Origin of the sequence: Amycolatopsis sp. NPDC051061, from assembly GCF_040682935.1 — a bacterium.
Taxonomy (GTDB): Bacteria; Actinomycetota; Actinomycetes; order Mycobacteriales; family Pseudonocardiaceae; genus Amycolatopsis.
Genome location: NZ_JBFBBZ010000047.1, coordinates 48187 through 72603, shown reverse-complemented (window position 1 = coordinate 72603; position 24417 = coordinate 48187). Strand labels below are relative to the sequence as shown.

At 70.4% G+C, this 24417-nt stretch carries 25 protein-coding genes; 10 read left to right on the top strand and 15 right to left on the bottom strand.

Annotation, left to right across the window (positions count from 1 at the left end; all coding sequences use genetic code 11):
• Positions 1–126: 126 nt before the first annotated feature.
• Genes AB0N03_RS41645 through AB0N03_RS41630 form a run of 4 tightly spaced genes read right to left on the bottom strand, consistent with a single transcriptional unit; the run spans position 127 to position 3674 of the window.
• Complete coding sequence (locus AB0N03_RS41645) at positions 127–1095, bottom strand: glycine betaine ABC transporter substrate-binding protein (protein ID WP_364384610.1); 969 nt, start codon at positions 1093–1095, stop codon at positions 127–129.
• Positions 1092–1871 (bottom strand): ABC transporter permease, encoded by a 780-nt coding sequence (locus tag AB0N03_RS41640; RefSeq protein WP_364384607.1) that lies wholly within the window; start codon positions 1869–1871, stop codon positions 1092–1094. The genes AB0N03_RS41645 and AB0N03_RS41640 overlap by 4 nt, the downstream gene beginning before the upstream one ends.
• Complete coding sequence (locus tag AB0N03_RS41635) at positions 1868–3034, bottom strand: ATP-binding cassette domain-containing protein (protein ID WP_364384606.1); 1167 nt, start codon at positions 3032–3034, stop codon at positions 1868–1870. Before AB0N03_RS41635 ends, AB0N03_RS41640 begins: the two co-directional genes overlap by 4 nt.
• Positions 3027–3674 (bottom strand): ABC transporter permease, encoded by a 648-nt coding sequence (locus tag AB0N03_RS41630; RefSeq protein WP_364384603.1) that lies wholly within the window; start codon positions 3672–3674, stop codon positions 3027–3029. Before AB0N03_RS41630 ends, AB0N03_RS41635 begins: the two co-directional genes overlap by 8 nt.
• A 252-nt stretch (positions 3675–3926) precedes the next feature.
• Between AB0N03_RS41630 and AB0N03_RS41625 the strand changes: the two genes are divergently transcribed.
• The 4 genes from AB0N03_RS41625 (at position 3927) to AB0N03_RS41610 (ending at position 6893) form a co-directional block, all read left to right on the top strand.
• Positions 3927–4475 (top strand): hypothetical protein, encoded by a 549-nt coding sequence (locus AB0N03_RS41625; protein WP_364384600.1) that lies wholly within the window; start codon positions 3927–3929, stop codon positions 4473–4475.
• Between the two features lie 76 nt (positions 4476–4551).
• On the top strand, positions 4552–5313 hold the full coding sequence (locus tag AB0N03_RS41620; protein ID WP_364384598.1) for a YcnI family protein: 762 nt from the start codon (positions 4552–4554) through the stop codon (positions 5311–5313).
• Positions 5314–5862, top strand: a complete 549-nt coding sequence (locus AB0N03_RS41615) for a copper resistance CopC family protein (RefSeq protein WP_364384595.1) — start codon at positions 5314–5316, stop codon at positions 5860–5862.
• Between the two features lie 2 nt (positions 5863–5864).
• Positions 5865–6893 (top strand): CopD family protein, encoded by a 1029-nt coding sequence (locus AB0N03_RS41610; protein ID WP_364384592.1) that lies wholly within the window; start codon positions 5865–5867, stop codon positions 6891–6893.
• A gap of 211 nt (positions 6894–7104) precedes the next feature.
• Here AB0N03_RS41610 and AB0N03_RS41605 read toward each other — a convergent pair whose 3' ends face one another.
• Together AB0N03_RS41605 and AB0N03_RS41600 are read right to left on the bottom strand one after the other, a co-directional pair.
• Positions 7105–7992, bottom strand: a complete 888-nt coding sequence (locus tag AB0N03_RS41605) for an aminoglycoside phosphotransferase family protein (protein ID WP_364384589.1) — start codon at positions 7990–7992, stop codon at positions 7105–7107.
• 22 nt (positions 7993–8014) lie between these two features.
• On the bottom strand, positions 8015–9400 hold the full coding sequence (locus AB0N03_RS41600) for a helix-turn-helix transcriptional regulator (RefSeq protein ID WP_284743356.1): 1386 nt from the start codon (positions 9398–9400) through the stop codon (positions 8015–8017).
• A 335-nt stretch (positions 9401–9735) separates the two neighbouring features.
• Between AB0N03_RS41600 and AB0N03_RS41595 the strand changes: the two genes are divergently transcribed.
• Positions 9736–10071: a hypothetical protein gene (locus AB0N03_RS41595; protein WP_286000676.1), complete on the top strand. Its 336-nt coding sequence runs from the start codon at positions 9736–9738 to the stop codon at positions 10069–10071.
• 13 nt (positions 10072–10084) lie between these two features.
• Complete coding sequence (locus AB0N03_RS41590; protein WP_364384585.1) at positions 10085–10510, top strand: hypothetical protein; 426 nt, start codon at positions 10085–10087, stop codon at positions 10508–10510.
• A 367-nt stretch (positions 10511–10877) separates the two neighbouring features.
• Here AB0N03_RS41590 and AB0N03_RS41585 read toward each other — a convergent pair whose 3' ends face one another.
• Together AB0N03_RS41585 and AB0N03_RS41580 are read right to left on the bottom strand one after the other, a co-directional pair.
• Positions 10878–12146, bottom strand: a complete 1269-nt coding sequence (locus AB0N03_RS41585) for an MFS transporter (protein WP_364384582.1) — start codon at positions 12144–12146, stop codon at positions 10878–10880.
• Positions 12136–13470, bottom strand: coding sequence for a GH1 family beta-glucosidase (locus AB0N03_RS41580; RefSeq protein ID WP_364384579.1), 1335 nt, complete (start codon positions 13468–13470; stop codon positions 12136–12138). Before AB0N03_RS41580 ends, AB0N03_RS41585 begins: the two co-directional genes overlap by 11 nt.
• A gap of 128 nt (positions 13471–13598) precedes the next feature.
• Here AB0N03_RS41580 and AB0N03_RS41575 point away from each other — a divergent pair, with 128 nt between their 5' ends.
• On the top strand, positions 13599–14246 hold the full coding sequence (locus tag AB0N03_RS41575; protein ID WP_364384576.1) for a TetR family transcriptional regulator: 648 nt from the start codon (positions 13599–13601) through the stop codon (positions 14244–14246).
• A gap of 141 nt (positions 14247–14387) precedes the next feature.
• Here the strand turns inward: AB0N03_RS41575 and AB0N03_RS41570 are convergent, their stop codons facing one another.
• The gene (locus tag AB0N03_RS41570) at positions 14388–15572 is read right to left on the bottom strand and encodes an amino acid deaminase/aldolase (protein WP_364384574.1); all 1185 of its coding nucleotides are present in this window, start codon (positions 15570–15572) and stop codon (positions 14388–14390) included.
• A gap of 85 nt (positions 15573–15657) precedes the next feature.
• Here AB0N03_RS41570 and AB0N03_RS41565 point away from each other — a divergent pair, with 85 nt between their 5' ends.
• Complete coding sequence (locus AB0N03_RS41565) at positions 15658–16953, top strand: D-arabinono-1,4-lactone oxidase (RefSeq protein ID WP_364384572.1); 1296 nt, start codon at positions 15658–15660, stop codon at positions 16951–16953.
• On the opposite strand, the gene AB0N03_RS41560 is transcribed toward AB0N03_RS41565, so the two are convergent.
• The 3 genes from AB0N03_RS41560 to AB0N03_RS41550 are packed head-to-tail and all read right to left on the bottom strand — an operon-like array spanning position 16950 to position 19233.
• Complete coding sequence (locus tag AB0N03_RS41560) at positions 16950–17900, bottom strand: ribose-phosphate diphosphokinase (protein WP_364384569.1); 951 nt, start codon at positions 17898–17900, stop codon at positions 16950–16952. The two genes, AB0N03_RS41565 and AB0N03_RS41560, sit on opposite strands and share 4 nt — an antisense overlap.
• Positions 17897–18547 (bottom strand): NAD(P)H-binding protein, encoded by a 651-nt coding sequence (locus AB0N03_RS41555; protein WP_364384566.1) that lies wholly within the window; start codon positions 18545–18547, stop codon positions 17897–17899. Before AB0N03_RS41555 ends, AB0N03_RS41560 begins: the two co-directional genes overlap by 4 nt.
• A 32-nt stretch (positions 18548–18579) precedes the next feature.
• Positions 18580–19233 carry a hypothetical protein gene (locus tag AB0N03_RS41550; RefSeq protein WP_364384563.1) on the bottom strand — a complete coding sequence of 218 codons (654 nt, stop codon included), beginning with the start codon at positions 19231–19233 and terminating at the stop codon, positions 18580–18582.
• A 422-nt stretch (positions 19234–19655) separates the two neighbouring features.
• Here AB0N03_RS41550 and AB0N03_RS41545 point away from each other — a divergent pair, with 422 nt between their 5' ends.
• Both AB0N03_RS41545 and AB0N03_RS41540 read left to right on the top strand, forming a co-directional pair.
• The gene (locus AB0N03_RS41545) at positions 19656–20726 is read left to right on the top strand and encodes a CoA ester lyase (RefSeq protein ID WP_364384560.1); all 1071 of its coding nucleotides are present in this window, start codon (positions 19656–19658) and stop codon (positions 20724–20726) included.
• Positions 20723–21577, top strand: a complete 855-nt coding sequence (locus AB0N03_RS41540; RefSeq protein ID WP_364384557.1) for a CoA ester lyase — start codon at positions 20723–20725, stop codon at positions 21575–21577. Before AB0N03_RS41545 ends, AB0N03_RS41540 begins: the two co-directional genes overlap by 4 nt.
• Before the next feature lie 18 nt (positions 21578–21595).
• Here AB0N03_RS41540 and AB0N03_RS41535 read toward each other — a convergent pair whose 3' ends face one another.
• From AB0N03_RS41535 to AB0N03_RS41525, 3 genes are all read right to left on the bottom strand, one after another.
• Positions 21596–22441 carry a CU044_5270 family protein gene (locus AB0N03_RS41535; protein ID WP_364384554.1) on the bottom strand — a complete coding sequence of 282 codons (846 nt, stop codon included), beginning with the start codon at positions 22439–22441 and terminating at the stop codon, positions 21596–21598.
• Positions 22434–22946 carry a sigma-70 family RNA polymerase sigma factor gene (locus AB0N03_RS41530; RefSeq protein ID WP_364384551.1) on the bottom strand — a complete coding sequence of 171 codons (513 nt, stop codon included), beginning with the start codon at positions 22944–22946 and terminating at the stop codon, positions 22434–22436. The genes AB0N03_RS41535 and AB0N03_RS41530 overlap by 8 nt, the downstream gene beginning before the upstream one ends.
• 79 nt (positions 22947–23025) lie before the next feature.
• The gene (locus AB0N03_RS41525; RefSeq protein WP_364384548.1) at positions 23026–24411 is read right to left on the bottom strand and encodes an amidase; all 1386 of its coding nucleotides are present in this window, start codon (positions 24409–24411) and stop codon (positions 23026–23028) included.
• Positions 24412–24417 lie beyond the last annotated feature (6 nt).

Below are 24417 nucleotides of genomic sequence, written 5' to 3'. Positions count from 1 at the left end.
GGCCGTGCCCGGGGGGGTGCGCGGGTTGGTGGTGCGGGTGCACGCAACCGTGTGGCCCGGGCGGGGTATCGCCCCCGTTTGGCGCCGGCCCCCGGTGCGCGCACCGGGGGCCGTCTCGAACCGGGGCTACTTCACGAAGCCCTTCGAGACCATCCAGGCGTGGGCCACCTTGCCCGGGTCCTGGCCGTCGACGTCCACCTGCTTGCACAGCTGGACCATCTGCTCGTTGGTGAGCGCCGCGCCGACCGTCTCCAGCGGGCCGCGGATCTCCGGGTGCGCCTTGACGAAGTCCGCGCGCAGTGTCGGGACCGCGTTGTACTGCGGGAACGCCTTCTTGTCGTCCTCGAGCACCCGCAGGTTCAGCCCGGAGATCCGGCCGTCGGTGGTGAACACCTCGCCGACCGGGCAGGTGCCGCTGGCCACCGCCGAGTAGATCGTGCCGATGCCGAAGTTCTCGATCTTCGAGTTCTGGAAGCCGTACGCCTTCACCGCGGCCGGGAAGCCGTCCTGACGGCTGGTGAACTCCGTCTCCAGGCAGAACACGTTCTGGTCCGGCTTCTGCTTGATGAACGCCGCCAGGTCGGACGTCGTCTTCAGGTTGTTCTTCGCGCCGTACTCCTCGGTGACGGCGAACGCGTACTGGTCGTTGAGCGGCGAGTAGTTCAGCCAGGTGACGCCGAACTTCTCTTCGTCGGCCTTGGCCGTCGCGTCGTACTGGGCCTTCTCGCCGCCGGGCACCGGGAGCTCGTTGCCCTGGTAGTTGATCCAGCCGGTGCCGGTGTACTCCCAGGTGACGTCGGTCTGCCCGGACAGCAGCGCCTGCCGCGACGAGTTGGACCCCTTGATGTCCGACAGGTCGACGACGTCCGCGCCCGCCGCGGACAGCGCCATCTCCGACAGGTACGCCAGGATGATGTTCTCGGTGAAGTCCTTGGACCCCACCGTCACCTTCAGGCCCTGCAGCGACGGGATCGGCTGGATCGTGCCCGGCTGGATGTCGTAGGGCACCGCCTGGTTGACCGTCAGCCCGCACGCCGAGAGCGACGCGGCCAGCACGGCCGCGCCGAGGACGGCCGTAATGCGCCGGAGTTTCATCGCAGCCCCTTCGGTCCGAAGAACTGTTCGGCGACCGCGCCCAGCCAGTCCACCAGCAGCGCCAGCGCGACGGCCAGCACCGAGCCGGTCACCAGCACCGAGGTCAGGTTCAGCTTGTAGCCGGTGTCGATCAGCAGCCCGAACCCGCCGGCGTTGACGAACATCCCGAACGTCGCGGTGCCGACCGCGAGGACGAGCGACGTGCGCAGGCCGGCCAGGATCAGCGGGACGGCGAGCGGCAGCTCGACCCGCCAGAGCACCGCGGTCGCCGACATCCCGATGCCGCGGCCGGCGTCGATCAGCGACTCGTCGACCTGCTGGATGCCGACCATCGTGTTCCGCAGGACCGGCAGCAGCGAGTAGAAGGCCAGCGGCAGCGCCGCGACCCACAGCCCGCCGACCGCGCCGGTGACGATGAACCACAGCACCAGCACGCCGAGCGCGGGCGCGGCCTGGCCGATGTTCGCGATCGCCAGGAAGATCGGCGCGAGGAAGCGCGCCCACGGCCGCGTGACGATCACCCCGAGCGGCACGGCGACCAGCACGACGATGGCGGTCACCACGATCGTCATCAGCAAGTGGTCCCACAGCGCCGTGAACAGCGAAGACGCGTTGAGCGTCGCCTTTTCGGTCGCCGTCAGCCCGCTGGAGAACACCCAGATCAGCGTGACGGCGACGATCACCAGCACCACGACGGGCTGCGCGAACAGCCGGACGCGTTCCGCGCGCTTGGAGCCGGACTCGGTACTGAAACCGGTATCGACGGCAGCCGTCATGCGGACACCTCCTCGCCGTTCGTGTGCTCCTCGCGCAGCTGCTGGATGGTCGCGATCACGGTGTCCAGCTGGATGGTGCCCGCGTACTCGCCGCGCGCGCCGGTCACCGGCACCGAGCCGCCTTCGGCGAGCATCGCCTCGAGCGCGTCCTGCAGCGTCGACTGCAGGCTGACGATGTCCCGCAGCGGCTTGCCCGCGGTGGCCAGCGACGCACCCGAGTTCAGGTCGCGGAGGTGCACCCAGCGCGTCGGGCGGCGGCGCGCGTCCAAAACCAACGCGAAGTGCTTGCGCTGGTCTTCGAGCTTCTTGCGGACCTCGGCCGGGTCGTCGTCGACGGCCGCGGTCAGCGCGTCCTGCGCCAGCTCGACGTCGCGGACCCGCAGGAGCGTCAGCTGCTTCAGCGACGCGCCCGCGCCGACGAAGCCGGCGACCGTGTCGTTCGCCGGGTTGGCCAGGATCGCTTCGGGCGTGTCGTACTGCATGATCGACGACTGGTTGCCGAGCACGGCGATCTTGTCGCCGAGCTTCACGGCCTCGTCGAAGTCGTGGGTGACGAACACGATCGTCTTCTTCAGCTCGCTCTGCAGGCGCAGCAGCTCGTCCTGCAGGTTGCCGCGGGTGATCGGGTCGACCGCGCCGAACGGCTCGTCCATCAGCAGCACCGGCGGGTCCGCGGCGAGCGCCCGCGCGACGCCGACGCGCTGCTGCTGCCCGCCGGAGAGCTGGCGCGGGAAGCGGTCGCGGAAGTCGGCCGGGTCCAGCCCGACCAGGTCCATCATCTCCTCGACCCGGTCGCTGACCTTCTTCTTGTCCCAGCCGAGCAGGCCCGGCACGACCCCGATGTTCTGCGTCACGGTGAAGTGCGGGAACAGGCCGGCCTGCTGGATCGCGTAGCCGGTCCGGCGGCGCAGGGTGTCGACGTCGAGCTTCAGCGCGTCGTCGCCGCCGATGGTGATCCGGCCGGACGTCGGCTGGACCAGGCGGTTGATCATCCGCATCGTCGTGGTCTTGCCGCAGCCGGACGGGCCGACGAAGACCACGATCTTGCCGGCGGGCACGACCATGGAGAAGTCGTCGACCGCCGCTTCGCGGGTGCCGGGGTACCGCTTGGTGACGTGCTCCAGCTCGATCTCGACGCCGGAGACTTCCTCGTTCTCAGCCACGGACACCCCTAGAAATGGTGAAGCGCTTGATCAGGACGTAGATGCCGTCGAGGACCAGGGCGAGGATGACGACCCCGACCGTGCCGGTGACGGCTTGGTTCAGGGAGTTCGTGCTCCCCGCGTTCGTGAGGCCGGAGAAGACCTCGGCGCCGAAGCCGGGACCCTTCGCGTAGGCGGCGATCACCGCGATGCCCATCAGCATCTGCGTGGCCACCCGCATGCCGGTGAGGATCGCCGGCCAGGCCAGCCTCAGCTCGACCCGGGTGAGCACGCCGAAGCGGCTCATCCCGATGCCGCGCGCGGCATCGGTGATCGCCGGGTCGACGCCGTCGAGCCCGACGATGGTGTTCCGGACGATCGGCAGCAGGCCGTAGAGCACCAGCGCGATCACGGCCGTCGTCGGACCGAGCCCCGAGATCGGGATCAGCAGGCCCAGGAGGGCGAACGACGGGACCGTCAAGATCGTGCTCGCCAGCGCCGTGGCCACCGCCGAACCGATCGGGCTGCGGTAGACCGCCACCCCGATCAGCACGCCGAGGATCGCCGCGAGGATCGTGCACTGCACCACCATGCTGGTGTGCAGGTAAGCCTCCAGCCAGAGCTTGCTCGCCCGGTCGGAGATGTAGTCGAAGAGGTTCATCCGTGTCCGCTCTCCCGCCTTTGCGCAGGCCTTCACCCGAACGGGCTAATTCCTGACCGACGGCTCAGTACCCAGCGTAAGGCCGGGCCAAACCCCCGTTTCGGCCGATCGGTTCCGCCCACCTTGGCCTTTCCGGCGGTGATCGGCAACAAATGGCCTGAACCACGGCGTGGCGCGAGCCGTGAACTCGGTGTGTGCTCACTTCACGGGATCACACGCTCACGCCGGAGCAGGTCCTTTAGGCTGCTCCTCATGAGCGTTCCGGCACGGCGTCCCGCCGTGCTCGGTGCTACCCGGGGCGTGTCGCTCGCCGTGTGCGCCGCGGCGCTTTCCGTGACCGCGCACCGGCTCGCCGACGGCGGCCTGCCCGACCCGGCGATGACCCTGCTGCTCACCGGTCTCTTCGGCTGGACCGCGAGCGCGCTGGCCCGCAAGGCGCGCGGGACGGTCGCCACGATCACCCTGCTCGGCAGCGCCCAGCTCGTGATGCACCTGCTGCTCACCACGCTCGCCGGCCACCACGCCCACGACATGGACGCGATGCCCGGCAGCACCGGGCTCGGCATGGTCGCCGCGCACGCGTTCGCGACCCTGGTCACCGCGCTCCTGCTCGCCCGCGCGGACGCGACGCTGCTGACGGTGCTCGCCGTGCTGCGCGCGATCCTGCCGCGGCTGCTCACCCCGCTGCCGGTCCCGGCGGCTCCCGCGCTCGTCCCGGTGCGCGTCGACGCGCCGGGGCACCTAGTCGGCGTCGACCTGCGCCGGATCCGCGGGCGACGCGGCCCACCCGTCCACTCCTGAAACCCAGCTCGTCCCCCGAAGCGGCCCGGTCCCCGAATCGAGCCGTCCCCGTATTGAGTTCATCAGGAGTGAACCCATGTCCCAGCACGTCTTCAAGCGCGCCGGTTTCCTCGCCGCCACCGTTGGTGTCGCCGGTCTCCTCGGTGCGGGCGTCGCCTCCGCGCACGTCACCGCCAACGTCTACGGCCCGCAGCCGACGAAGGGCGGGTACGCCGCGATCGTGTTCCGCGTGCCGAGCGAAGAGCCGACGGCCACGACCACCAAGGTCGCCGTCGACTTCAAGGCCGACTACGGAATCGGCTCGGTGCGGACCAAGCCGGTCCCCGGCTGGACCGCCGAGGTGACGAAGTCGAAGCTGCCGACGCCGATCACCAAGGACAACGGCACGCAGATCACCGAAGCCGTCACCGCGGTGACGTGGACCGCGCAGGCGGGCAACGAGCTCAAGGCCACCGATTACCAGGAGTTCTCGGTCAGCTTCGGCCCGCTGCCGACGAACGTGGACCAGGTCGAGTTCCCGGCGCACCAGTCCTACAGCGACGGCAAGGTCGTCGACTGGAACCAGCCGACCCCGGCGGGCGGCGAGGAGCCGGAGCACCCGGCACCGGTCGTCAAGCTGGCCGCGAAGGCGGCGGAAGGTGACGACCACGCCGCCATGTCGGCGGACACGGCGGCCACCACCGGCGAGCACACCGAAGCCGCGGCGGCGACGTCGGACAACACGGCCCGCTGGCTCGGCGGGGCCGGCCTGCTCGTCGGCGCCGTCGGCCTCGGCGTCGGGGCCGGTGCGACCATCCGGGCCCGCAAGGCCACGGCCAAGTCCGGAGGCAACAGCTAAATGCGGAAGGCGCTCGTCGCGCTGGCGTTGACGGTGGTGGCCGTGCTCGGCACGGCCACCCCGGCGCTGGCGCACAACGTGCTGATCTCCTCGGACCCGGCGAACGGCTCGTCCGTCGCCGCCGGCCCGCCGAAGGTCAGCCTGACGTTCGACCAGTACGTGCAGGGCGCGGACGTCAACCAGATCGCGGTGACCGGACCCGGCGGCGGCCAGTGGGCCGAGGGACCGATCAGCGTGGTGAACAACGTCATCAGCGCGCCCCTGCGGCCGCTCGGCCCGGCCGGGAAGTACACCATCGGCTACCGCGTGCTGTCCGCCGACGGCCACCCGGTGACCGGTGAGCTCACCTTCACCCTCACCGCTGCGGGCACCGGCTCGCCGGCCACCGTCGACGCGGCGAAGTCGCCGGGCAGCTCGACGCAGGCGACGTCACCGTCGTCGTCGACCGGGGTGCCGATCTGGGTCTGGATCGCCGGCGCGGTCGTCCTGCTGGCGATCGGGCTCACCGTCGCCCTGCGCTCGGGTCGGTCCGTGGAAGAGAAGAAATAGCGATGACTCAGGCCGAGACCACCACGAAACCCCGCTACGCGACGCTGCTGTGCGTCGTGACGGCGGGCCTGCTCGGCGCCTTGATCGGCGTCGCGCTCATGGCCACCACCCCGGTCCCCGGCGTGGTGCAGCCCAGCGCGGTGGTCTCGGCCGGCATCCCGGTCGTGCGGGTCCTGCTCGACCTGTCCGCGGTCACGACCATCGGCTTGGCGCTGCTGTCGGTGCTCGTCGGCTACGACCGGCCGAAGCTGACCGAGCCGATCCTGCGGCTGGCCCGCCCGGCCGGCGTCGCGGCCGCGCTCGTCTGGGCCACGACCGCGGTCGTCGCGCTGATCCTGCAGACCGCGGAGTACAAGCCCGGCTCGTCGACGCTCTCGCCGGGCGACATCGGCAGCTACATCGCGAACGTCGGCGCCGGCAAGGCGCTCGTCATCGTCGCCGCGCTCGCGCTCGTCCACGCCGGGATCGGCGCGCTGGCGCTGCGCTTCGGCGAGAAGGTGCCCGCCGAGGTCCGCGTCGGGCTCGGCCTGTTCGCGCTGCTGCCGCTGCCGGTCACCGGGCACGCGTCCAACTGGAACTACCACGACTACACGATGATCTCGATGGAGCTGCACGTCATGAGCGCCGTCGCCTGGACCGGCGGCCTCGGCGCGATGACCGTGCTCCTCGTCGCGAACCGGACGCTGCTGGCGCACGCGCTGCCCCGGTTCTCGAAGCTCGCGACGCTCTGCCTGGCCCTGTCCGCGGCGACCGGCCTGTTCAACGGGCTCGTCGAAATCTCACTCAACCCGACCATCGGGTTCTGGGCGGCGATCTTCACGACGCCGTACGGGCAGCTCTTCGTCCTGAAGTTCCTGTGCACCGGCGTCATCGCGCTGCTCGGCGCGTACACCCGCTTCCGGCTGTTGCCGCAGATCGTCCGGCACAACCGGACGGCCCTCGCCGCGTGGGCGACGCTCGAGCTGACCGTCATGGGTCTGGCGTTCGGCTTCGCCGTGGTGCTGACGCGGGCGCCGGTCGTCGCGTCTTGAAAGCCCTTCCACGCAGGTAGGGCGGGTCTCAGGTCACGGCGAGTAGCTGCAACTTGCGCATTGGGATGAGAGGTAGACCATTGGGGGCGACCTGTCGGACCGAACTTTCTACCCTGAGCTGACTGCATTTCGGAAGCGACGAACGGTCAATTGCCGTCGTCGAATGCACGTGCAGGTTGTGGCGCCGGTCACACGAAGTGACAGATGAAGCTCAACGGTAACGCGTCCACCGCGTGTCCGTCCGGGCGTTGCGGAGATCGTCCAACCGGCGGTAGAGCTCGGGCCGCACCTGCGGCCGGCTGCGCAGGATCGGCAGCACGCTCGTCGTCAGCTTCAGCTCGCGAATCGCCCGGAGCACGGCGAACCCCGCCCACGACGTGACGTCGAAGCCGTACGCCGCGGCGAACATCCGGTAGCGCACCGGCGGGTCGCCGAACCGCTCACGGCCGACCGCCAGCGGCGTCAGGTCCCACTCCGGCGGGCCGACGCACGACGAGTCGAAGTCGCAGAGCACCGGGCCGTCCGGGCCGGGGATGACGTTGCCCGGGTAGGCGTCACCGTGGACGAGCCCCCTGGGCAGCGGAAACTCCAGCTCGGCCAGCGCGGCCTCGAGCTCGGCGCAGCGGTCCAGCAGGAACGCGCGGTCGTCGGCGGCGAGCTCTTCGGCGTCGGAGACCCGGGCCCGCACCGCGGCGAACGGCGCCCACTCGGCGAGCCCCTCGGGCGCGGGCAGCGCGTGCACCTGGCGCAGCAGCCGGGCCAGGTCGGCGGACGTCGCCGGACGGCCGATGCTCGGCACCTGGTGCCACACGGTCACCAGGTGCCCGCCGACCGGCAGCGGCTGTTCCACGGAGTCGAGCAGCCGGATCGCGGGGACGTCGTGGCGTTCGAAGTGCCGGGCCACGCGGACCACGGTTTCGACGCGGTGGCGAAGCCGGGTCGAGCCGACGATCCGGATCACGAAAGGCGCGGTGACCAGCGCGTACACCGCGTTGTTGGTGAATCGCAGCAGCCGCGCGCCCGCCGGGTCCACACCCAGGAGCGCACAGGTCTCCGCCAGTACCCCACGCAGCTTGCCGGAGGTGAACCGGCCGTCCAAGACGGTTCCGGCGCCTTCGGCGTCAGGCGGCGTAGAAAGCGTTGAGGCGGTCGGCGAGGTCACGGGCGTCGGCGTTGTTGCGGCGGCGCTCGGCCTCGTCCTGCAGGGGCCGCATGCGGTCCTTGACCCGCTCGGACTTGATGCCCTCGGCGCAGTCGATGGCCTTGCCGCCGACCTTGGCGCCGTGGTCGAGGTCGCCGTCGAGCAGGTGGTTGGTGGCCAGCGCGCTCAGCATGAACGTCTTGGAGCGGGCCATCTCGTCGTCGTAGGACTCGACGGCCCTGGTCAGCGCCGGGATCGCGTACTTCGTGTGCTCGGAGTTCTGCTGCGCGAGGACCGTGTGGACGGTGCCGACCATGGCGTAGACGTCGGTCTCGGTGAAGAACTTCACCCACGACTCGGCCTCGGCCAGGTTGGCGCGCTCGAACTCGTCCTTGCTCCGGCCGAGCAGCTTCACCGCCTGCTCCTCGTTGCCCATCATCGCGTAGGCCCAGGCCTCGTTCGCGCAGAGCACGGAGACCGCCAGCTCGGAGCCCGATTCCTGGGCGGCGATCTGCCCAAGCTGGAACAGCTTCAGCGCGTCGTTCGGGGCGTCCTGGTGCAGGTAGACGCGGCCCATGCGGTAGAGCACGTTGGCGACCAGCGGGTGGTTCTCGCCCTGCTTGGCCAGGTCCAGCGCGTTCGCGAAGTGGCCGCGGGCGGAATCCATCAGCCCGGTGTCGAAGGACGTCCAGCCGGCCAGGGAGTGAAGGTCGGCGAGGGCCACGTACAGCCGGTTCTTGACGATGTCGGTGCCGTGCGCCTCGAGCATCTGCTGTCCCCAGGACAGCTGGGCGACGACGGCGTCGCGGCAGAACCCGCCGCCGTACTGGTAGTCCAGGGCGCGGAGAGCGCGCGTCGCGGCCTCCACCTGGCGCACATCGGTCATGCCGATGCGCCCGGGCGCCGGTGTCCTGGCCGGCCCCGCCGACCACGTGCCGGATTCCGGACCGAACACCGCCGCACCCATCGTGACCTGGGCGGCGTGCGCGAGGAACCTCCGTCGCTTCACGGACTCGTCCTCCTCAGCCTGCTGGCCGTCGGCGGAGCCGACGACGCGTATCGCCGTGGCCTCGTCGTAGGCGAGGCCCATGTATCCACGGGGGACACCCAGGCCGTCGGCGATCCGCGTGAGGACGTCGTAGGCCATGACCTGGCGACCCTTGAGGATCTCCGACACCTCGGACTGGGACTGGCCGGTCATCGCGGCGATCTGGCGCTGCGAGACACCGTGCTTGCGCAGGAGCCGGTAGACGGCGCTGATCTCGCGGGACGCGAGAGCCGCTCTCATCTCCGGCTGCTCCCACGCGTCAGCGGGAACTGCGTGGCTCTGCCGGGCGTCGGCACTGCCACCGTTACTGGCGTCCATCGCGCCCCCTCCACTGTCCGGTCGGGCGTCTGTTAAACAGCGTAGGCAAACCTGCGGAACCGTGTGAACAGCCGAACTGGTGCCCTGATCGGTCCGGGCGAAGTCCATTGACCGCTTACCGTGGAACCCGGTCCGGTCACCGCTATGACGCCGTTTGACCTTCTATCGCACCCGGTTTCACCTCACTGTAGTTGTCAGATCTCCGTCACCGCCCGGACACCGGCAGCGATCACGGAGAGCTACGAAAACCGCAGCGTTGTGAAAAGACGATGTTGCAGAAGGCATCTTCGAAGCCCGACGGGACTCGAAGGCAGGACGACAGAGCGGAGAAGGGCGTGGAGTTCGTGGACTCGTTCGCAGGGGGACATGCCGGCACGGCGACCCGCGCCGTGCGGCCGGTGGTCTCTCCCATCTCCGCCGTCCGCCCGGTCACCCCCGCCGCCGCGGTGGACCCCCGCACCGCGAGCGTCCGCCACTACGAAGGCGGGCAGCTGGTGTGGCGCGTGCAGTGCGGCGACCTCATCAGCCGCGAGCGCGCGGTGACGGTGTTCGTCGAAGACAACCAGGTGGTACTGGTCTCACCCCCCGGCGAGACCGCGCGGCTGACGTCCGGCCAGCTCGGACAGCTGCGCGCCGCGCTCAACGAAGCCGCCAAGATGGCGGAAAGGTAACGGTGAGCTGATCATGGATCAGGTACTCGGGCAGGTCCTCCGCAATGCGGTCTGGGAGCGCCTCGACATGCTGACCGACCTGGCGAACCGCGCCGACGCCCAGTCGCTCGTCTCGGTCGCGCGCTCCGAACTGCCCCGCTTGACGGAGGCGTGGCGCGCGATGCTGAAGATGCACGAGCCCGACGAGCGCGGCGACTGCCCCACCTGCTCGACCCGGTGGCACCGCTGCAAGGCGCCGTGCTCGGTCTGGCAGGTCGCGCACGAACACCTGGTGGCCGGCGGGCTGGCGCCGCAGCAGCAGTCCTCCGCGGACAGCCGGCTGCAGGGACGCCGCACGAGCCCGGTCCCGGCGCAGGGCCGGCCGGCTCCGGCGCCCACCGCGGCCGAGACCACCGGTCGCCACGCGCTGGTCAACCCGCGCCGAGCGGTCACGGCCTGACGGACCCCGGGCCGTCCCCACCTCCCGCGGTGGCGACCCGGACCCCTGATCCGGCGAGCGCGGCCGGCCGATCGCCCCATCGGACCCGCGCCGGCTCTCGCCGCTGGCCGGGGACTGTTTCGCCCGCACCCCCGAGCAGCGCGAACCAGTCTCCGGCCGCCCCACTCGGTCCCCACCGCGATTAATCGAAAAAAATACGCGTTAGGCCTAGCCCAGGCGGTAATCCCCCGCTAGATTGATCACCCAAGAGGCCTGGACCACTGGTTCACCTCGACGTGATCCGCCTGTGAGCGGCCCCTGAATTCCGCGGGCCGGTGCCGTTGCACTCCCCTCCCCCGACCGGCACCGGCCCGCGGTTCCACTTCTCTCAGCGAACCGCCTTCACCCGCAAGACGAGCACCGCGGCCAAGAGCGTCGCGACGGCCGAAGCGGCGAAGAGTCCGGAATAGCCACCCAGGTAGGCCAGCACCAGCGGCGTCAGCAGCGGGGCGACCACCTGCGGCAGCGAGTTCGCGATGTTGATGACACCGAGGTCCTTCGCGCGGTCCTGCGCCGTCGGGAGCACCTGCGTCAGCATCGCCAGCGCGACAGCCATGTACGCACCGAAGCCGACCCCCAGCAGCGGAGACGCCGCGAGCGCGACCGGCCAGCTCTGCCAGATCACCAGCAGCAAAGCGGCCAACGCCATCACACCGGACGCCGCAAGGACGTATGGCTTACGCCGTCCGGACTTGTCCGAAAAGTGGCCGGCGAGCACGGCACCGATCACGAGCGCGACGCCGTACAGCCCCATCATGATGAGCAGGCCCGTGTCCGGGTCCTCGTAGTGCACCGCGTCCTTGAGGAAGAACAGCAGGTAGAGCGTCCCGAACGCGTTGCCGAGGTTGATCATGAAGTGGCACGACCACGCCCACGCGAAGTCCGGGTGCCGCCGCGGCGAGACCCAGAGGTTCCGGAGAACCTCGCCGGCCTGCGACGACGGCCGGTACTCGACCGGCAGGCGCGCGTCCGGCGTCCGCAGCACGAAGAACGCGGCGCCCACGACGACGATCACCGCGCAGACCGCGTACGCCAGCGGGATCCCGGCGATGCCGAGCATCACGACGACCACGACGGCGCCGAGCACCGTGCCGAGCATCTGCGCGATGCCGACGAGCCCGCCGACCTGCGCGCGCTGCCCGACCGGGACACGGTCGGCGATGGCGGACATGAGCGTGGCGAGCATGCCGTTGAGCCCGGCCTGCACGAGGCACCAGCCGACGATCAGGAGCGCGACGTCCGGTGCGAACGCCAGCACCAGCAGTCCGACGGCCGCGACGGCGGCGCCGATCACCGTCCACGGGTGGCGGCGGCCGAAGCGCGAGCACGTCCGGTCGGACAGCAGCCCGACGGCCGGGTTGACGATCAGCGCCACGATCGCGCCGACGCCCATCACCAGGCCGAGCACGAACTCCTTGTTCACCTGGTCGAGCAGTTCGGCCTGCTGCGGCAGCAGCACCTGGATCGGCGCGTAGATCCCCAGCCAGAGCGCGATGTTCGCGAAGAACAGCAGGCTCATCCAGCCGGGTCGCACCCGTACGACGGGTTCGGCGAGGGCTTCCGGCAGACCGGTCGCCTCGGTCGTCTCACTGCTCATCCCGCACCAGCTTCCGGTACCAGTGGAACGAGTCCTTCGGCGTGCGCCGCAGGGTTTCGTAATCGACGTGCACCAGGCCGAAGCGCGGCGCGTAGCCCTTGGACCACTCGAAATTGTCCATCAGGGACCAGCAGAAGTAACCCCGGACGTCGACACCGGCGTCCATCGCCTCGCGCAGCGCGACGAGGTGGCCGTACAGGAAGTCGATGCGCTCGGGGTCGTGCACGCCGCCGTCCTCGGCGACGACGTCGGCGAAGCTGCAGCCGTTCTCGGTGATGTGGATGGGCGGCAGCTTGTCGCGGTAGCGCCGGTGGAAGTCGAGCAGCAGCTCGCGCAGCGCGTGCGGGACGATCGGCGAGTCGTTGGTCGTCATCGGGTAGCCCTCGATCGGGCGAAGGTCGAAGGGCAGCGGATTGCCCGGGCTGGGCTTCGCGACCCCCTGCGGCTCGTAGTAGTTGACGCCGTAGAAGTCGAGCGGCTGCGCGATCGTCGGCAGGTCGTCGGCGAACCCGGCGGGGAGGTGCTCGTGGAGCTGCTCGGGGTAGGTGCCGAGCAGCACGGGGTCGGCGTAGAGCCGGTTGAGCAGCGCGTCGAGCCACTCGGCGGCTGCTTCGTCCTCGGGAGAGGCAATGGAGTCACCGGAGGGCCAGATCGGCGAGTGGTTGTTGGCGGTGCCGATGTTCGTGGCGCCGGCCGCGCGGAGGGCCTGGACGGCGAGACCGTGCGCGAGGTTCTGGTGGTGCGCGGTCGGGATGGCGTCGAGCAGGAGCGTCCGGCCGGGCGCGTATTCGCCGAGCGCGTAGCCGAAGATGGACATCACCATGGGCTCGTTGAGCGGAATCCACAGCTTCACCCGATCGGCGAAGCGATCTCCGAGGATGTGAGCGTATTCGGCGAAGCGCTCAGCGGTCGTGCGGGAGAGCCAGCCGCCGTCGTCTTCGATCGCCTGCGGGGTGTCCCAGTGGTAGAGCGTGACGGCGGGGGCGATCCCGGCTTCGCAGACGGCGTCGATGAGCTTGTCGTAGAAGCCGAGGCCCTCGGGGTTGGGCGCGCCTTTGCCGTCGGGCTGGATGCGGGGCCAGGCGATGGACATGCGGTAGGCGCCGACGCCGAGCTCCGCCATCAGCGCGATGTCTTCCGGGTAGCGGTGGTAGTGGTCGGCGGCTACGTTTGCTTGTTCACCGCGGGCGATCTTGCCCTCGGTCGCGGTGAACGTGTCCCAGATGGACGGTCCGCGCCCACCTTCGCTGGTGGCGCCCTCGATCTGGAACGCCGAGGTCGAAACACCCCAGAGGAAGCCGGGCGGGAAGATCGGGTTCTGCACCGGTGCTGACCCCTTCGTAAGCCACCCGTACGGGTGAACATGAAAAGTTCTCATATACTAGGTCTTCACTCGTCCGTGGGGAAGCCCGTCGGCACGATAAAGTCCCAGATCAGACGAGGAGGAGCGCCGTGTCCGACATCCAGGCCGCGAAGGTGCCGGCGGAAGCCACCCCCTTACGCCGCCAGCCGGTCCAGCAGCGAAGCGCCAAGCGGGTCGAGCAGATGCTCGACGCGAGCGCGGCGTTGATCGACGAGCTCGGTTACGACGCGTTGACGACGACCCTGATCGCCAAACGAGCGGGCGTGGCGGTCGGTTCGCTGTACCAGTTCTTCCCGGACAAGCGCGCGGTCGTGCAAGCGCTTACCGCGCGGAACCTGGAGAGGTTCGTCGGCGCGGTGAACGAGCGGCTGAAGCAGCTCGGGCCGGAGCACTGGTGGGACGTCGTCGACTCGATCCTCGACATCTACCTGGACATGCACCGGTCCGTGCCGGGCTTCTCGAAGGTCCACTTCGGCGACATCATCGACCGGCAGCTCTTGGACGAGACGCGCGACAACAACGCGGTGCTCGTCGATTCGTTGACGGATCTGGTGGCCACTCAGGTGGACCGGCCGGTGGAAGACCTGCGGTTCGCGATCGGCATCGCCAACGAGGTGGCCGACGCGCTGCTGAAGCTGGCCTTCCGGAAGGAGCCGAGCGGGGACGAGAAGATCGTCGCCGAGGCGAAGTACGTGGTGAAGGGGTATTTGGCGGCTCGGTTCGGGGAGCAATCCTAGCTGTCCACAGAAGTTGTCCACAGGTATGCACCGCTGTGGACAACCCGGGGTTTTTGGCCGGGCCCGTCGGTGGGCGCCGATAGACTGGAAGCGGGGGTTCCCCCAGGGAGGGTGGGCCGCGCGTGGGCCGGCCCCTGCCCGTCAGCCGAAGTTCTGGTGCTCGCCCCGGTAGGTCGGGACCGTGCGCTCCACCCGGTCGCCCTGCACCAGGTGGTAGTGCGTGAAGCGCTCGGCCAGCTCGCCCGCCTTGGCGTGCCGGAGCCACACCCGGTCGCCCAGGTTCAGGCTTCGCGCCGCTCGCCCGGTCACTGGGGTCTGGACCTCGCCCGCTCCCTCGAAACCGAGGAACTTCAGGCCTGTCGGGAGGTACGGCGTCGGCTGGCGCGAAGGACCTGTGGGCCCCGAAGCGATGTAGCCGCCCGAGTACAGCGTGGCGATCTTGCGCGTCGGACGGCGGACCACCGGCAACGCGAACAGCGCCGCCGGGCGGGGCTTGAAGCGCGTGTAGCCGTCGAAGAGCGTTGGGCCGATCAGCCCTGAGCCCGCCGCGATCTCCGTGACCACCGCGTCCGCGCCCGTGGATTCGATGCTTCCCGTGCCGCCACCGTTCACGAACTCCAGGTCCGCCACTTCGAGGACCGCGCGGACCGCTTCGCCGCGGCGGCGGTTCAGCTCCGCTGCCGAACGACGCTGCATCCAGCCGATCACCGCCTGGTTGACCCGGCGGCCGGCCGCGTCGCCGAGGCCGGCGATCTGGCCCTCGTACGCCATGACCCCCACCAGGCGGAAGCCCGGGCGCGCCACGACCTGCCGGGCGAACGTCGACGCCTGCTTCGGCGTGAAGATCGGGGATCGCCGGGTGCCGACGTGGACTCCCGGCAGCGGGCGCCACGACGCGTCCAGCTCCAGGCACACCCGGATCTCCGGGTGACCGTGGCCGAGGGCCGCGTCCACCAGGTCCAGGTGCTCGGCCGAGTCGGCCATGATCGTTATCGACGCGCGCGCGAGATCGGAAGCGGCCAGGCGGCGCAGCGCTTCGTGGTCGGCCGTCGGGTACGCGACGACGATGTTGTCGGTCGTGCCCTGCTCGACGTGCCAGACGGCTTCGGCCAGCGAGTAGCACATCAGGCCTTCGAAGCCGGGCATCGCGAGTACGCGCTCCAGCAACGCCCGGCAGCGGACCGACTTGCTGACGACGCGGATCGGCTTGCCCGCCGCGCGGCGGTGGAGGTCGCCGGCGTTCGCGTCGAAGGCCGCCAAGTCGACCACGGCCAAGGGTGGATCGAGGTCCTTGGTCGCCAAGTCGTACACCGTCGCACTGGTCACGAGGTCTAAAGTACGACACGAAGGCTTGAAACGCGAATACTGTTCACATACTGTTTCGGGCACTCGACCGATGGAGGGTGCGCGCATGACCCGGTGGACCAACTGGGCGGGCACGGCGTCCGCCTCGCCGCAACACGTTCACCAGCCGCGCAGCGCGGCGGAGATCGCGGCGACCGTCGCGAGCATCGCCGCGGCCGGCCGGACCGTGCGCCCCTGGGGCAGCGGACACTCCTTCACCGCGATCGCCGTCGCCGACTCCGACGCCCTCGACCTGCGCCAGTGGACCGGCATCGAGCGCGCCGACCTCGAAACCGGGCAGGTCACCGTCCGCTCGGGCACCACGATCAAGCAGCTCAACGCCGACCTCGACGCGCTCGGGCTGGCCATGACCAACCTCGGCGACATCGACGCACAGACCATCGCCGGCGCGATTTCCACCGGCACCCACGGCACCGGCGCGCGCCTCGGCGGCATCGCCACCCAGATCGCCGCGCTCGAGCTCGTCCTCGCCGACGGCTCGGTCGTCACCTGTTCGGCGGAAGAAAAACCCGACCTCTTCGCCGCCGCGCGGGTCGGCCTCGGCGCGCTCGGCGTCATCACCACCGTGACGCTCGAGTGCGAGCCGTCCTTCGTCCTGAAAGCACAGGAACGGCCCGAGCCGCTGGAGCAGGTCCTCGAAGGTTTCCACGACTTCGCCGACGAGAACGAGCACTTCGAGTTCTACTGGTTCCCCTACGGCAAGAACGCACTGGTCAAGCGCAACAACCGCTGCGAGACCGCGCAGCCGCTGAGCAAGGTCCGCGAGTTCGTCGACTACCAGATCATGGAGAACGTCGCGTTCGGCGGCCTCTGCCGGACGGGCCGGCTGATGCCGCGGCTCGTGCCGTCGCTCGGCAGCTTCGCCTCCAACGTCCTGAGCGCGCGCGAGTACAGCGACCTCTCCCACCGCGTCTTCGTCACCGCGCGCAACGTCCGGTTCACCGAAACGGAATACGCTGTTCCACGTGAATCAGTGCTCGACGTGCTCGCCGAACTACGGGCCGTAGTGCCGAAGCTGAAGGACCCGGTGATGTTCCCGGTCGAGGTCCGGGTCGCCGCGGCCGACGACATCTGGCTGTCGACCGCGCAGGGCCGGGACTCGGCCTACATCGCGATCCACCAGTTCACCGGCATGCCGTACCGCGAGTACTTCAGCGCGTTCGAGAAGATCGCCGGCGCCGTCGGCGGCCGCCCGCACTGGGGCAAGATGCACGACCTCGACGCCGGCGTCCTCCGCTCGCGCTACCCGCACTTCGACGACTTCCTGCGCGTGCGCAAGGAAACCGACCCGAGCGGCGTCTTCACCAACACCTACCTGGACCGGGTGCTCGGTCCGGCCTAGAACAGGGCCGACACCGATTCGCCGTTGTGGATCCGGCGGATCGCCTCGGCCATGGCCGGCGCGATCGAGAGGATCTTCAGCTTCTCGGTGCGGTCCTCCTCGGGCACCGGAACCGTGTTGGTGCAGACGATCTCCAGCACCTCCGGCCGGCTGCCGATGCGCTCGATGGCCTTCGCCGCGAACAACCCGTGCGTGCAGGCGACGCGAATCGACCGCGGTTCCAGCTCGGCCAGCTTGTCCAGCAGCTCGATGACCGTGCTGCCCTTGGCGATCTCGTCGTCCAGCACGATCACGTCGCGGCCGGTGATCTCGCCGATCACCGAGCTGATCTGGACGCGATCGTCGGGGAAGCGTTCCTTCGCACCGGCCGCGACCTGGACGCCGAGGAGCCGGGCGAAATGCGATGCCTCCTTCGCGTTGCCCAGGTCGGGTGAGACCACGGTGGTGCGCGAGAGGTCGTACTGGCGGAAGTGCTTGGCCAGCTCCTGCAGCGCGTGCAGGTGGTCGACCGGGACGCTGAAGAAGCCGTGGACCTGCGGCGAGTGCAGGGTCATCGCGAGCACGCGGTTCGCGCCGGCCGTCGTCAGCAGGTCGGCGACCAAGCGGCCGCCGATGGAGATGCGCGGAGCGTCCTTCTTGTCCGAACGCGCGTACGAGTAGTGCGGCATCACCGCGGTGATCCGCGACGCCGACGCGCCGCGCGCCGCGTCGAGCATCAGCAGCAGCTCGACGAGGTGCTCCTGCACCGGCTTCACCAGCGGCTGGATGATGAAGACGTCCCGCTCGCGGCAGTTCGCCTGCAGCTGCACCTCGAGGCAGTCGTTCGCGAACCGCCGGACCTCGGCCGACCGCAGCGGGACGCCGAGGTGGGCGCAGATCTCCTCGGCGAGTTCGGGGTGCGCGCTCCCACTGAAGACCGCGATCTCTCTCGAAGCCTGGTTGATCACAGCGCCGCGATCGCCTCTCCGATGGCGTCCGCACCCGAGATCAGCGTCAGGGTGCGGTGCACCGAGGCGGGCGTCTCGAGCAGGCCAGCGAGTACCGCGGCGACGTCGTCGCGCGGGATCGGGCCGCGGCCGGCCTGCTCGGCCAGCAGGACCAGGCCGGTGCCGGGATCGTCGGTCAGCTGGCCGGGCCGGAGGATCGTCCAGTCGAGGTCGCGCGCCTTGAGGTCGTCCTCCGCCGCGCGCTTGGCGCGCAGGTAGTGCCGGAATTCCTCGGTGACGTCGGGGTTCTCCGGGTTGTCGGCACCGATCGAGCCGACCTGGATGTGCCGCCGGACCCCGGCTCGCTCGGCCGCTTCGGCGAACAGCGCCGCAGCGCCCCTGTCCACAGTGTCCTTGCGGGCGGTGCCGCTGCCCGGGCCGGCGCCGGCCGCGAAGATCGCGGCGTCGGCACCTTTCAGGACCTCGGCGACGGCGTCCACATCGGAGTTCTCCAGATCGAGCACGACGCCTCGGGCACCGGCCGCCTCGAGATCCGCCGCGTGGGCGGGGTTCCGGATGATCCCGACCGCTTCGTCACCGCGCGCGGCGAGCAGCCGCTCGAGCCGCAGCGCGATCTGACCGTGTCCACCTGCAATGACGACTCGCATGAGCCGACCCTATAGCCGTTCGACCGGGCTCGTCAGTCGAGGGAAGCGGGGACCTCGGCGGTGCGGAGCAGGTGGTCGTAGACCAGCTCGTTCACCAGGCGGGAGACCGGGTCTTCGCCCAGCACGACACGCTCGGTGCGACCCTCGAGGTCGAGGTCGACGACCGCGTTCGGGTCGGCCGTCACGACGGCGAGGCCGTACGCGCGGGCCCGCGGCAGGCAGTTGCCGACGTAGTCCTCGGTGAGGATGGCCGGCGACGGGAGAACCATCGCGGCCTCGCCGTAGCGGGCGAACGGAACCGCGGAGGCCATCGCGGTGCGCCAGTGGCGCGCGACGGCCAGGACGCCGACGATCTCGGCGGCCGGGGCGGGGGCGGTTCCGGCCAGCTCCAGCCAGGTCCAGGTGTCGACGGTGGCGCGGTCGGCCACCGGGCCGGCACCCATCGCGATGCGTTCGGCGTGCACGTCGGTGCGAAGCTTGGCGACCACGCAGACCTTGCGGCCGAGGATCGTGGTCTCGGGGAGGACGACGCCGTTCCAGCCCAGCTGGGCGGCGGCGGTGCGGGCGAGTTCGTCGACGCTCGCGGGGAGCTCGATCGGCGGCACCACCCGGCTCGGCATCGACCGGCTGCGCTTCGCGCCACCGGCGACCGTCGAGCGCTCGGTGTTCTGAGGTGTAGCCGCCACGAGTCCGCCTCCTTCTAACCTGCACCGCTTCGTGACCGGTGAAAACCGGCACTCAATCTGTCTAACAGCGCGGCGGCGCGGCGTCGCCGGGTAGTGCGAGTGGCTGCGATCGGCGGCGCCCAGCGGTCGATGACCGGTCGGTAGGCGGTCATCCGACTTCGGTCGAACGGTGCGGCCAACCGAGTGATCGCGGGGTGAGTGGCACTACGGTGCGCCCGCAGCCGGTTACCCGTGGGTGGAATCGGCAAACCCGGCCCGACTAGCCCGTTCGGCGCAAACCACGGAAAATCCACAGTGGACGCGGGTCGCTGAGCTGCGGTTGTCCACCGTCACCCACATGGCGGTGACTTGCACCGCAGCGGCGTCGCGCGCCCCGGACTAAAGTTACCCACCAGTCACTTAGTCGCCGCCGTGGAGGACCGATGCGCTCCCCGAAGGACTTCTTCGCCCCGCTCGCCCTGGGCGCGCCCGCCCCCGTGCGGGAGATCCCGGTGACGCCGTCCCGGATGATCCACTTCTTCGACCCGGGCAACGAGAAGATGGCGGCGAAGGTGCCGGACATCGCGAAGAAGGTGGACGTTCTCCTGGGCAACCTCGAGGACGCCGTGCGCGCCGACCGCAAGGAGGCCGCGCGCGCCGGGCTCGTCGCCATCGCCAAGGCGAACGACTTCGGGAAGACGCAGCTGTGGACCCGGGTCAACAGCCTGGATTCGCCGTGGGTGCTCGACGACCTGGTGACGCTCGTCACCGAGATCGGCGACAAGCTCGACGTGATCATGGTGCCGAAGGTCGAAGGCGCGCAGGACATCCACTACGTCGACCGGCTGCTGGCCCAGCTCGAAGCGCGCGCCGGCCTGACGAAGCCGTTGCTGGTGCACGCGATCCTCGAGACGGCCGGCGGTATGGCCAACGTGGAGGAGATCGCCGGCGCGAGCCCGCGCATGCAGGGCATCTCGCTCGGCCCGGCCGACCTGGCCGCGAGCCGCCGGATGAAGACGACGCGCGTCGGCGGCGGGCACCCCGGCTACCTGGTGCGCACCGACCCCACCGGGGACGACCTCACCGAAGGCCGGACGACCTACCAGCAGGACCTCTGGCACTACACGGTCGCGCGGATGGTCGACGCCTGCGCGATGCACGGGATCCTGCCGTACTACGGGCCGTTCGGGGACATCCGCGACGTCGTCGCGTGCGAAGACCAGTTCCGCAACGCGTTCCTGCTCGGCTGCGTCGGCGCGTGGAGCCTGCACCCGGTGCAGATCGACATCGCGAAGAAGGTCTTCTCGCCTTCGCCGTCCGATGTGGCCTGGGCGCGTCGCGTGATCGCCGAGATGGGTGACGGCACCGGCGCCGTGATGATCGACGGGAAGATGCAGGACGACGCGTCGGTGAAGCAGTGCCGCGTGGTCGCCGAACTGGCCGACGCCCTCGCGGCGGACGACCCCGAGCTCGCCGCGGCCTACGACGCCGCCACCAAGGAGGCCCTCGGATGACCGAGCCGAAGCCGAGACGTTCCGTTCTCTACATGCCCGGCGCCAACGAACGCGCGCTGGAGAAGGCCAAGACCATCCCGGCGGACGCGCTGATCCTCGACCTCGAGGACGCCGTCGCGCCGGACGCCAAGGAAGCCGCGCGCGAGCGGGTCTGCGCCGCCGCGTCTTCCGGGGACTACGGCGAGCGCGAAGTGACGATCCGCGTCAACGGCCTCGACACCGAATGGCACGACGCCGACCTGCGCGCGGCCGCGTCGGCCGGGCCGGCCGCGGTTGTCGTACCGAAGGTGAACTCGGCGTCCGAAGTGCACAACATCGAGCGCGCGCTGGAGCTGGGCGGGGCGCCGGAGCACACGAAGATCTGGGCGATGGTCGAGACGCCGGTCGCGATGCTGCACGCCGAGGAGATCGCGGCGGCGTCCGAGCGGCTGACCGTGCTGGTGATGGGCACGAACGACCTGGCCAAGGAGCTGCACGCGGAGTTCGTCCCGGGCCGCGGGCCGCTGCTCGGCGGGCTGTCGCTGTGCCTGCTGGCCGCGCGGGCGACCGGCAAGGTGATCCTCGACGGCGTCTACAACGACGTGAAGGACCTTTCCGGGTTCGAAGAGGAATGCGTCCAGGGCCGTCAGTACGGCTTCGACGGCAAGACGCTCATCCACCCGGGCCAGGTCGAGCCGTGCAACCGGATCTTCGCGCCGTCGGAGGAGGAGATCGACCGGTCGCGGCGGATCATCGAGGCTTTCGAGAAGGCGGGCAGCGGTGTGGTCACCGTGGACGGCCGGATGATCGAAAACCTCCACGTCGACAACGCGCGCCGCGTGCTCGCGCTGGCCGAGGCCGTCAAGAGCTGACGGCCCCGGCTCCACGGGTCACTTCGGCAGGTCGTCCGTCCACTCGCCACTGACCGCGAACGTGTCGCCGTTCCCGTTCGTGGCCGGTTTGCCGTCCCGGTCCAGGAACACCGACGAGCTGTCCACCTGGCCGGTCGCGGGGTCGACGACGAGCCGGCCACCGCCGGGGAGCCGGACGCCCTTGCCGTCGGGTAGCCCGGTCACGCCCGGGTCCTCGGCGACCGCGCGGAACGCCGCCGCCCGGACCGCCGGGGGCGCCGGCACCGTGGAAACCAGGTCGATCAACCCTTCGAGCACCGCGATGTCCAGCTCGTGCGCGGGCGTTCCGTGCCGCGTCAGCCCTTCCGAGAGCCAGTTCCGCAGGGCCGCCGGGTCCGGGGGCAGCGCCAAGATCGTGCTGAGGGTGACGTCGTCGTCGCCGTTGATCCGGATGGGCCGGGCTTGGGGCAAGAGCATGATCTTGCGGTGGTTGTTCTCATCGCGGTACCACTCCTGCCCGTCGGTGGTCGTCCAGTACTCCCAGGTTGCCTTGCCCACCTTCGTGGTCGTGTGCCAGTACTTGCCGGTGCCGACCTGGGCGCGCTCGGCGGCCGTGGCCGCCGCCAGCAGGACCTGCCGGCCGGGGTCGACCGGCACCACCGCTTGGGGAGGCGGCGGTGGGGCCGGCGGACCGGGCACGGTCGTCACCACGGCCGCGACGGCCGCCGCGGCGGCGGCGAGCCCGGTGCCGATCGCCAGCGGGAGCACCCGCTTGCGGCGGCCGCCGAGCATGCGGTTCTGCAGCCGGTGGCGGCTGCGGTCGACGACGTCCTGGGTGGGCTCGTCGGGGAGCAGGGCGCCGCGCAGCGTCTCCAGGTCATTCATCGATGGCCTCCTGGGAGAGAACGGGGGTGAGCTTCTTGCGGGCGCGCGTGAGCCGGGAGCCCACCGTGCCCGGGGAGATGCCGAGGGCCTCGGCGACCTGCGCGTAGCCGAGGTCGGCGAGGGCGACCAGAAGCAGGACGTCGCGTTCGCCGGCGGTCAGCCGCGTCAACGCTTTTCCCAGCTGCCCGCTCATGACGACGCGGTTTTCGTGGCCTTCGGCGGCCCGGGGAGCCTCGAGCCGCGACAGCGCGCGGTAGTGCCTGGCCTCCTTGCGGCGGTGCCGCGACACCAGGTTCGTCGCGATGCCGAACAGCCAGGCCCGCAGGTCGCCGCGGGTGGGGTCGAACGTCTTCCGGCGGTCGAACGCCACGAGGAACGTCTCGGCCGCGACGTCCTCCGCGGCTTGGGCGCCGAGGCGGCCGGCGACGTAGCGGTAAATCGCCCCGAAGTGGCGGTCGTGGACTTCGGTGAACTGCTCGGTGCCGAGCACCGGAGCCGCCGTCATGGGGCTGCCTCTGTCATGGAAATCCTTCCCGTCGGCGACAGCTTCACCACCACTTCGCCACGGGCCCGGATCTTCTTCCCTACCCGATCGGCCAGGGGCGCTGCGGCTCGCGAAGACCTTCGTACGCCGCCGCCGCGCGCAGGACGCCGACGTCGTCGAAGCGGCGGCCGGTGAGCTGGAGGCCGATCGGGCGGCCGTCGTCGGTGTAGCCGCAGTTCAGGGACACCGACGGCTGGCCCGACATGTTGTACGGCACCGTGAACGCGATGTGCTCGAACGGGCGGGCCGGGTCGTTCGTCGGCGACGCCCACTCCGCCGGCGGGGCCGCGACCGGGCACGTCGGGGACAGCACGACGTCGAACGCCGACGTCGCGCGCAGGGCCGCCACGCTGATCGCGTCGATCTGGGCGAAGCCGCGGTAGACGTCCACCCCGGACAGCTCCGCGCCGCCCGCGGCCCAGTTGGCGATGTACGGCAGCACCTTCGCGCGGCGCTCGGGCGGCAGCGCCGACATGTCCGACCAGGCGCGCGTGCGCCAGAAGACGTCCAGGCCGCTGAGCATCTCGCGCGTGAGGAACGACCCGACCGGCTCGACGATCGCGCCCGCGGCCTCGAAGGCCCGGGCCGCCGCCGTGACCGCGTCGCGCGTCGCCAGGTCCACCGGGAGGCCGACGCCGGGGTCGAGGTGCAGGCCGACGCGCAGTCCTCGGACAGAACTGTCGAGCGAAGACCAGTCCAGCTCGGCCGGCGGCAGGCTCAGGTGGTCGCGCGCGTCGGGGGCGGACAGCACGCTCATCAGCAACGCCGTGTCGGCGACCGTGCGCGTCATCGGGCCGGCGACGCGGCCGAGGAACGGCGGGGCGACCGGCACGCGGCCGAAGCTCGGCTTCAACCCGACCAGCCCGCACCACCCCGCGGGCAGCCGGATCGAGCCGCCGATGTCGGTGCCGACGTGCAGCGGGCCGTAGCCGGCGGCGCCCGCCGCACCCGCCCCGGCGCTCGATCCTCCCGGCGAGGCCGACGTCCGCCACGGGTTCCGTGCGGTTTCGTGGAAGCTCGACAGCCCGGACGTCAGCATCCCGTAGTCCGGCATCGTCGTCTTGGCCAGCAGGACGCCGCCGGACTCACGGACTCGCGCGGCCGCGGGCGCGTCTTCCACTGCGGGCACCAAGGCGGTCGCCGCGGTGCCCAGCGGGACCGGCGTGCCACGGGTCGCGATGTTCTCCTTGAGCGTCAGCGGGACGCCGTCGATCGGGCCCAGCGGCTCGTCGGACGCCCAGCGAGCTTCGGACGCCTTCGCGTCGTCTCGCGCGCCTGAAGGCTCGTACGCGTACAACGCGTGCAGCTCAGGCTCTCGCGCCTCGATGCGTGCGAGAACGGCTTCGGTCACCTCGACCGGCGAGAGCGTCTTCGCGCGGTACTGCGCGACGAGTTCGACGGCGGTCAGGTCGGGCAACTCAGGCATGAACGC

Bases quoted from the DNA above. Each gene is read 5' to 3' on its own strand.
- AB0N03_RS41645 (WP_364384610.1), bottom strand. From the start codon at position 1,095: ATGAAACTCCGGCGCATTACGGCCGTCCTCGGCGCGGCCGTGCTGGCC.
- AB0N03_RS41640 (WP_364384607.1), bottom strand. From the start codon at position 1,871: ATGACGGCTGCCGTCGATACCGGTTTCAGTACCGAGTCCGGCTCCAAG.
- AB0N03_RS41630 (WP_364384603.1), bottom strand. From the start codon at position 3,674: ATGAACCTCTTCGACTACATCTCCGACCGGGCGAGCAAGCTCTGGCTG.
- AB0N03_RS41625 (WP_364384600.1), top strand. From the start codon at position 3,927: ATGAGCGTTCCGGCACGGCGTCCCGCCGTGCTCGGTGCTACCCGGGGC.
- AB0N03_RS41620 (WP_364384598.1), top strand. From the start codon at position 4,552: ATGTCCCAGCACGTCTTCAAGCGCGCCGGTTTCCTCGCCGCCACCGTT.
- AB0N03_RS41615 (WP_364384595.1), top strand. From the start codon at position 5,314: ATGCGGAAGGCGCTCGTCGCGCTGGCGTTGACGGTGGTGGCCGTGCTC.
- AB0N03_RS41610 (WP_364384592.1), top strand. From the start codon at position 5,865: ATGACTCAGGCCGAGACCACCACGAAACCCCGCTACGCGACGCTGCTG.
- AB0N03_RS41600 (WP_284743356.1), bottom strand. From the start codon at position 9,400: ATGGACGCCAGTAACGGTGGCAGTGCCGACGCCCGGCAGAGCCACGCA.
- AB0N03_RS41590 (WP_364384585.1), top strand. From the start codon at position 10,085: ATGGATCAGGTACTCGGGCAGGTCCTCCGCAATGCGGTCTGGGAGCGC.
- AB0N03_RS41585 (WP_364384582.1), bottom strand. From the start codon at position 12,146: ATGAGCAGTGAGACGACCGAGGCGACCGGTCTGCCGGAAGCCCTCGCC.
- AB0N03_RS41565 (WP_364384572.1), top strand. From the start codon at position 15,658: ATGACCCGGTGGACCAACTGGGCGGGCACGGCGTCCGCCTCGCCGCAA.
- AB0N03_RS41555 (WP_364384566.1), bottom strand. From the start codon at position 18,547: ATGCGAGTCGTCATTGCAGGTGGACACGGTCAGATCGCGCTGCGGCTC.
- AB0N03_RS41545 (WP_364384560.1), top strand. From the start codon at position 19,656: ATGCGCTCCCCGAAGGACTTCTTCGCCCCGCTCGCCCTGGGCGCGCCC.
- AB0N03_RS41540 (WP_364384557.1), top strand. From the start codon at position 20,723: ATGACCGAGCCGAAGCCGAGACGTTCCGTTCTCTACATGCCCGGCGCC.
- AB0N03_RS41535 (WP_364384554.1), bottom strand. From the start codon at position 22,441: ATGAATGACCTGGAGACGCTGCGCGGCGCCCTGCTCCCCGACGAGCCC.
- AB0N03_RS41530 (WP_364384551.1), bottom strand. From the start codon at position 22,946: ATGACGGCGGCTCCGGTGCTCGGCACCGAGCAGTTCACCGAAGTCCAC.
- AB0N03_RS41525 (WP_364384548.1), bottom strand. From the start codon at position 24,411: ATGCCTGAGTTGCCCGACCTGACCGCCGTCGAACTCGTCGCGCAGTAC.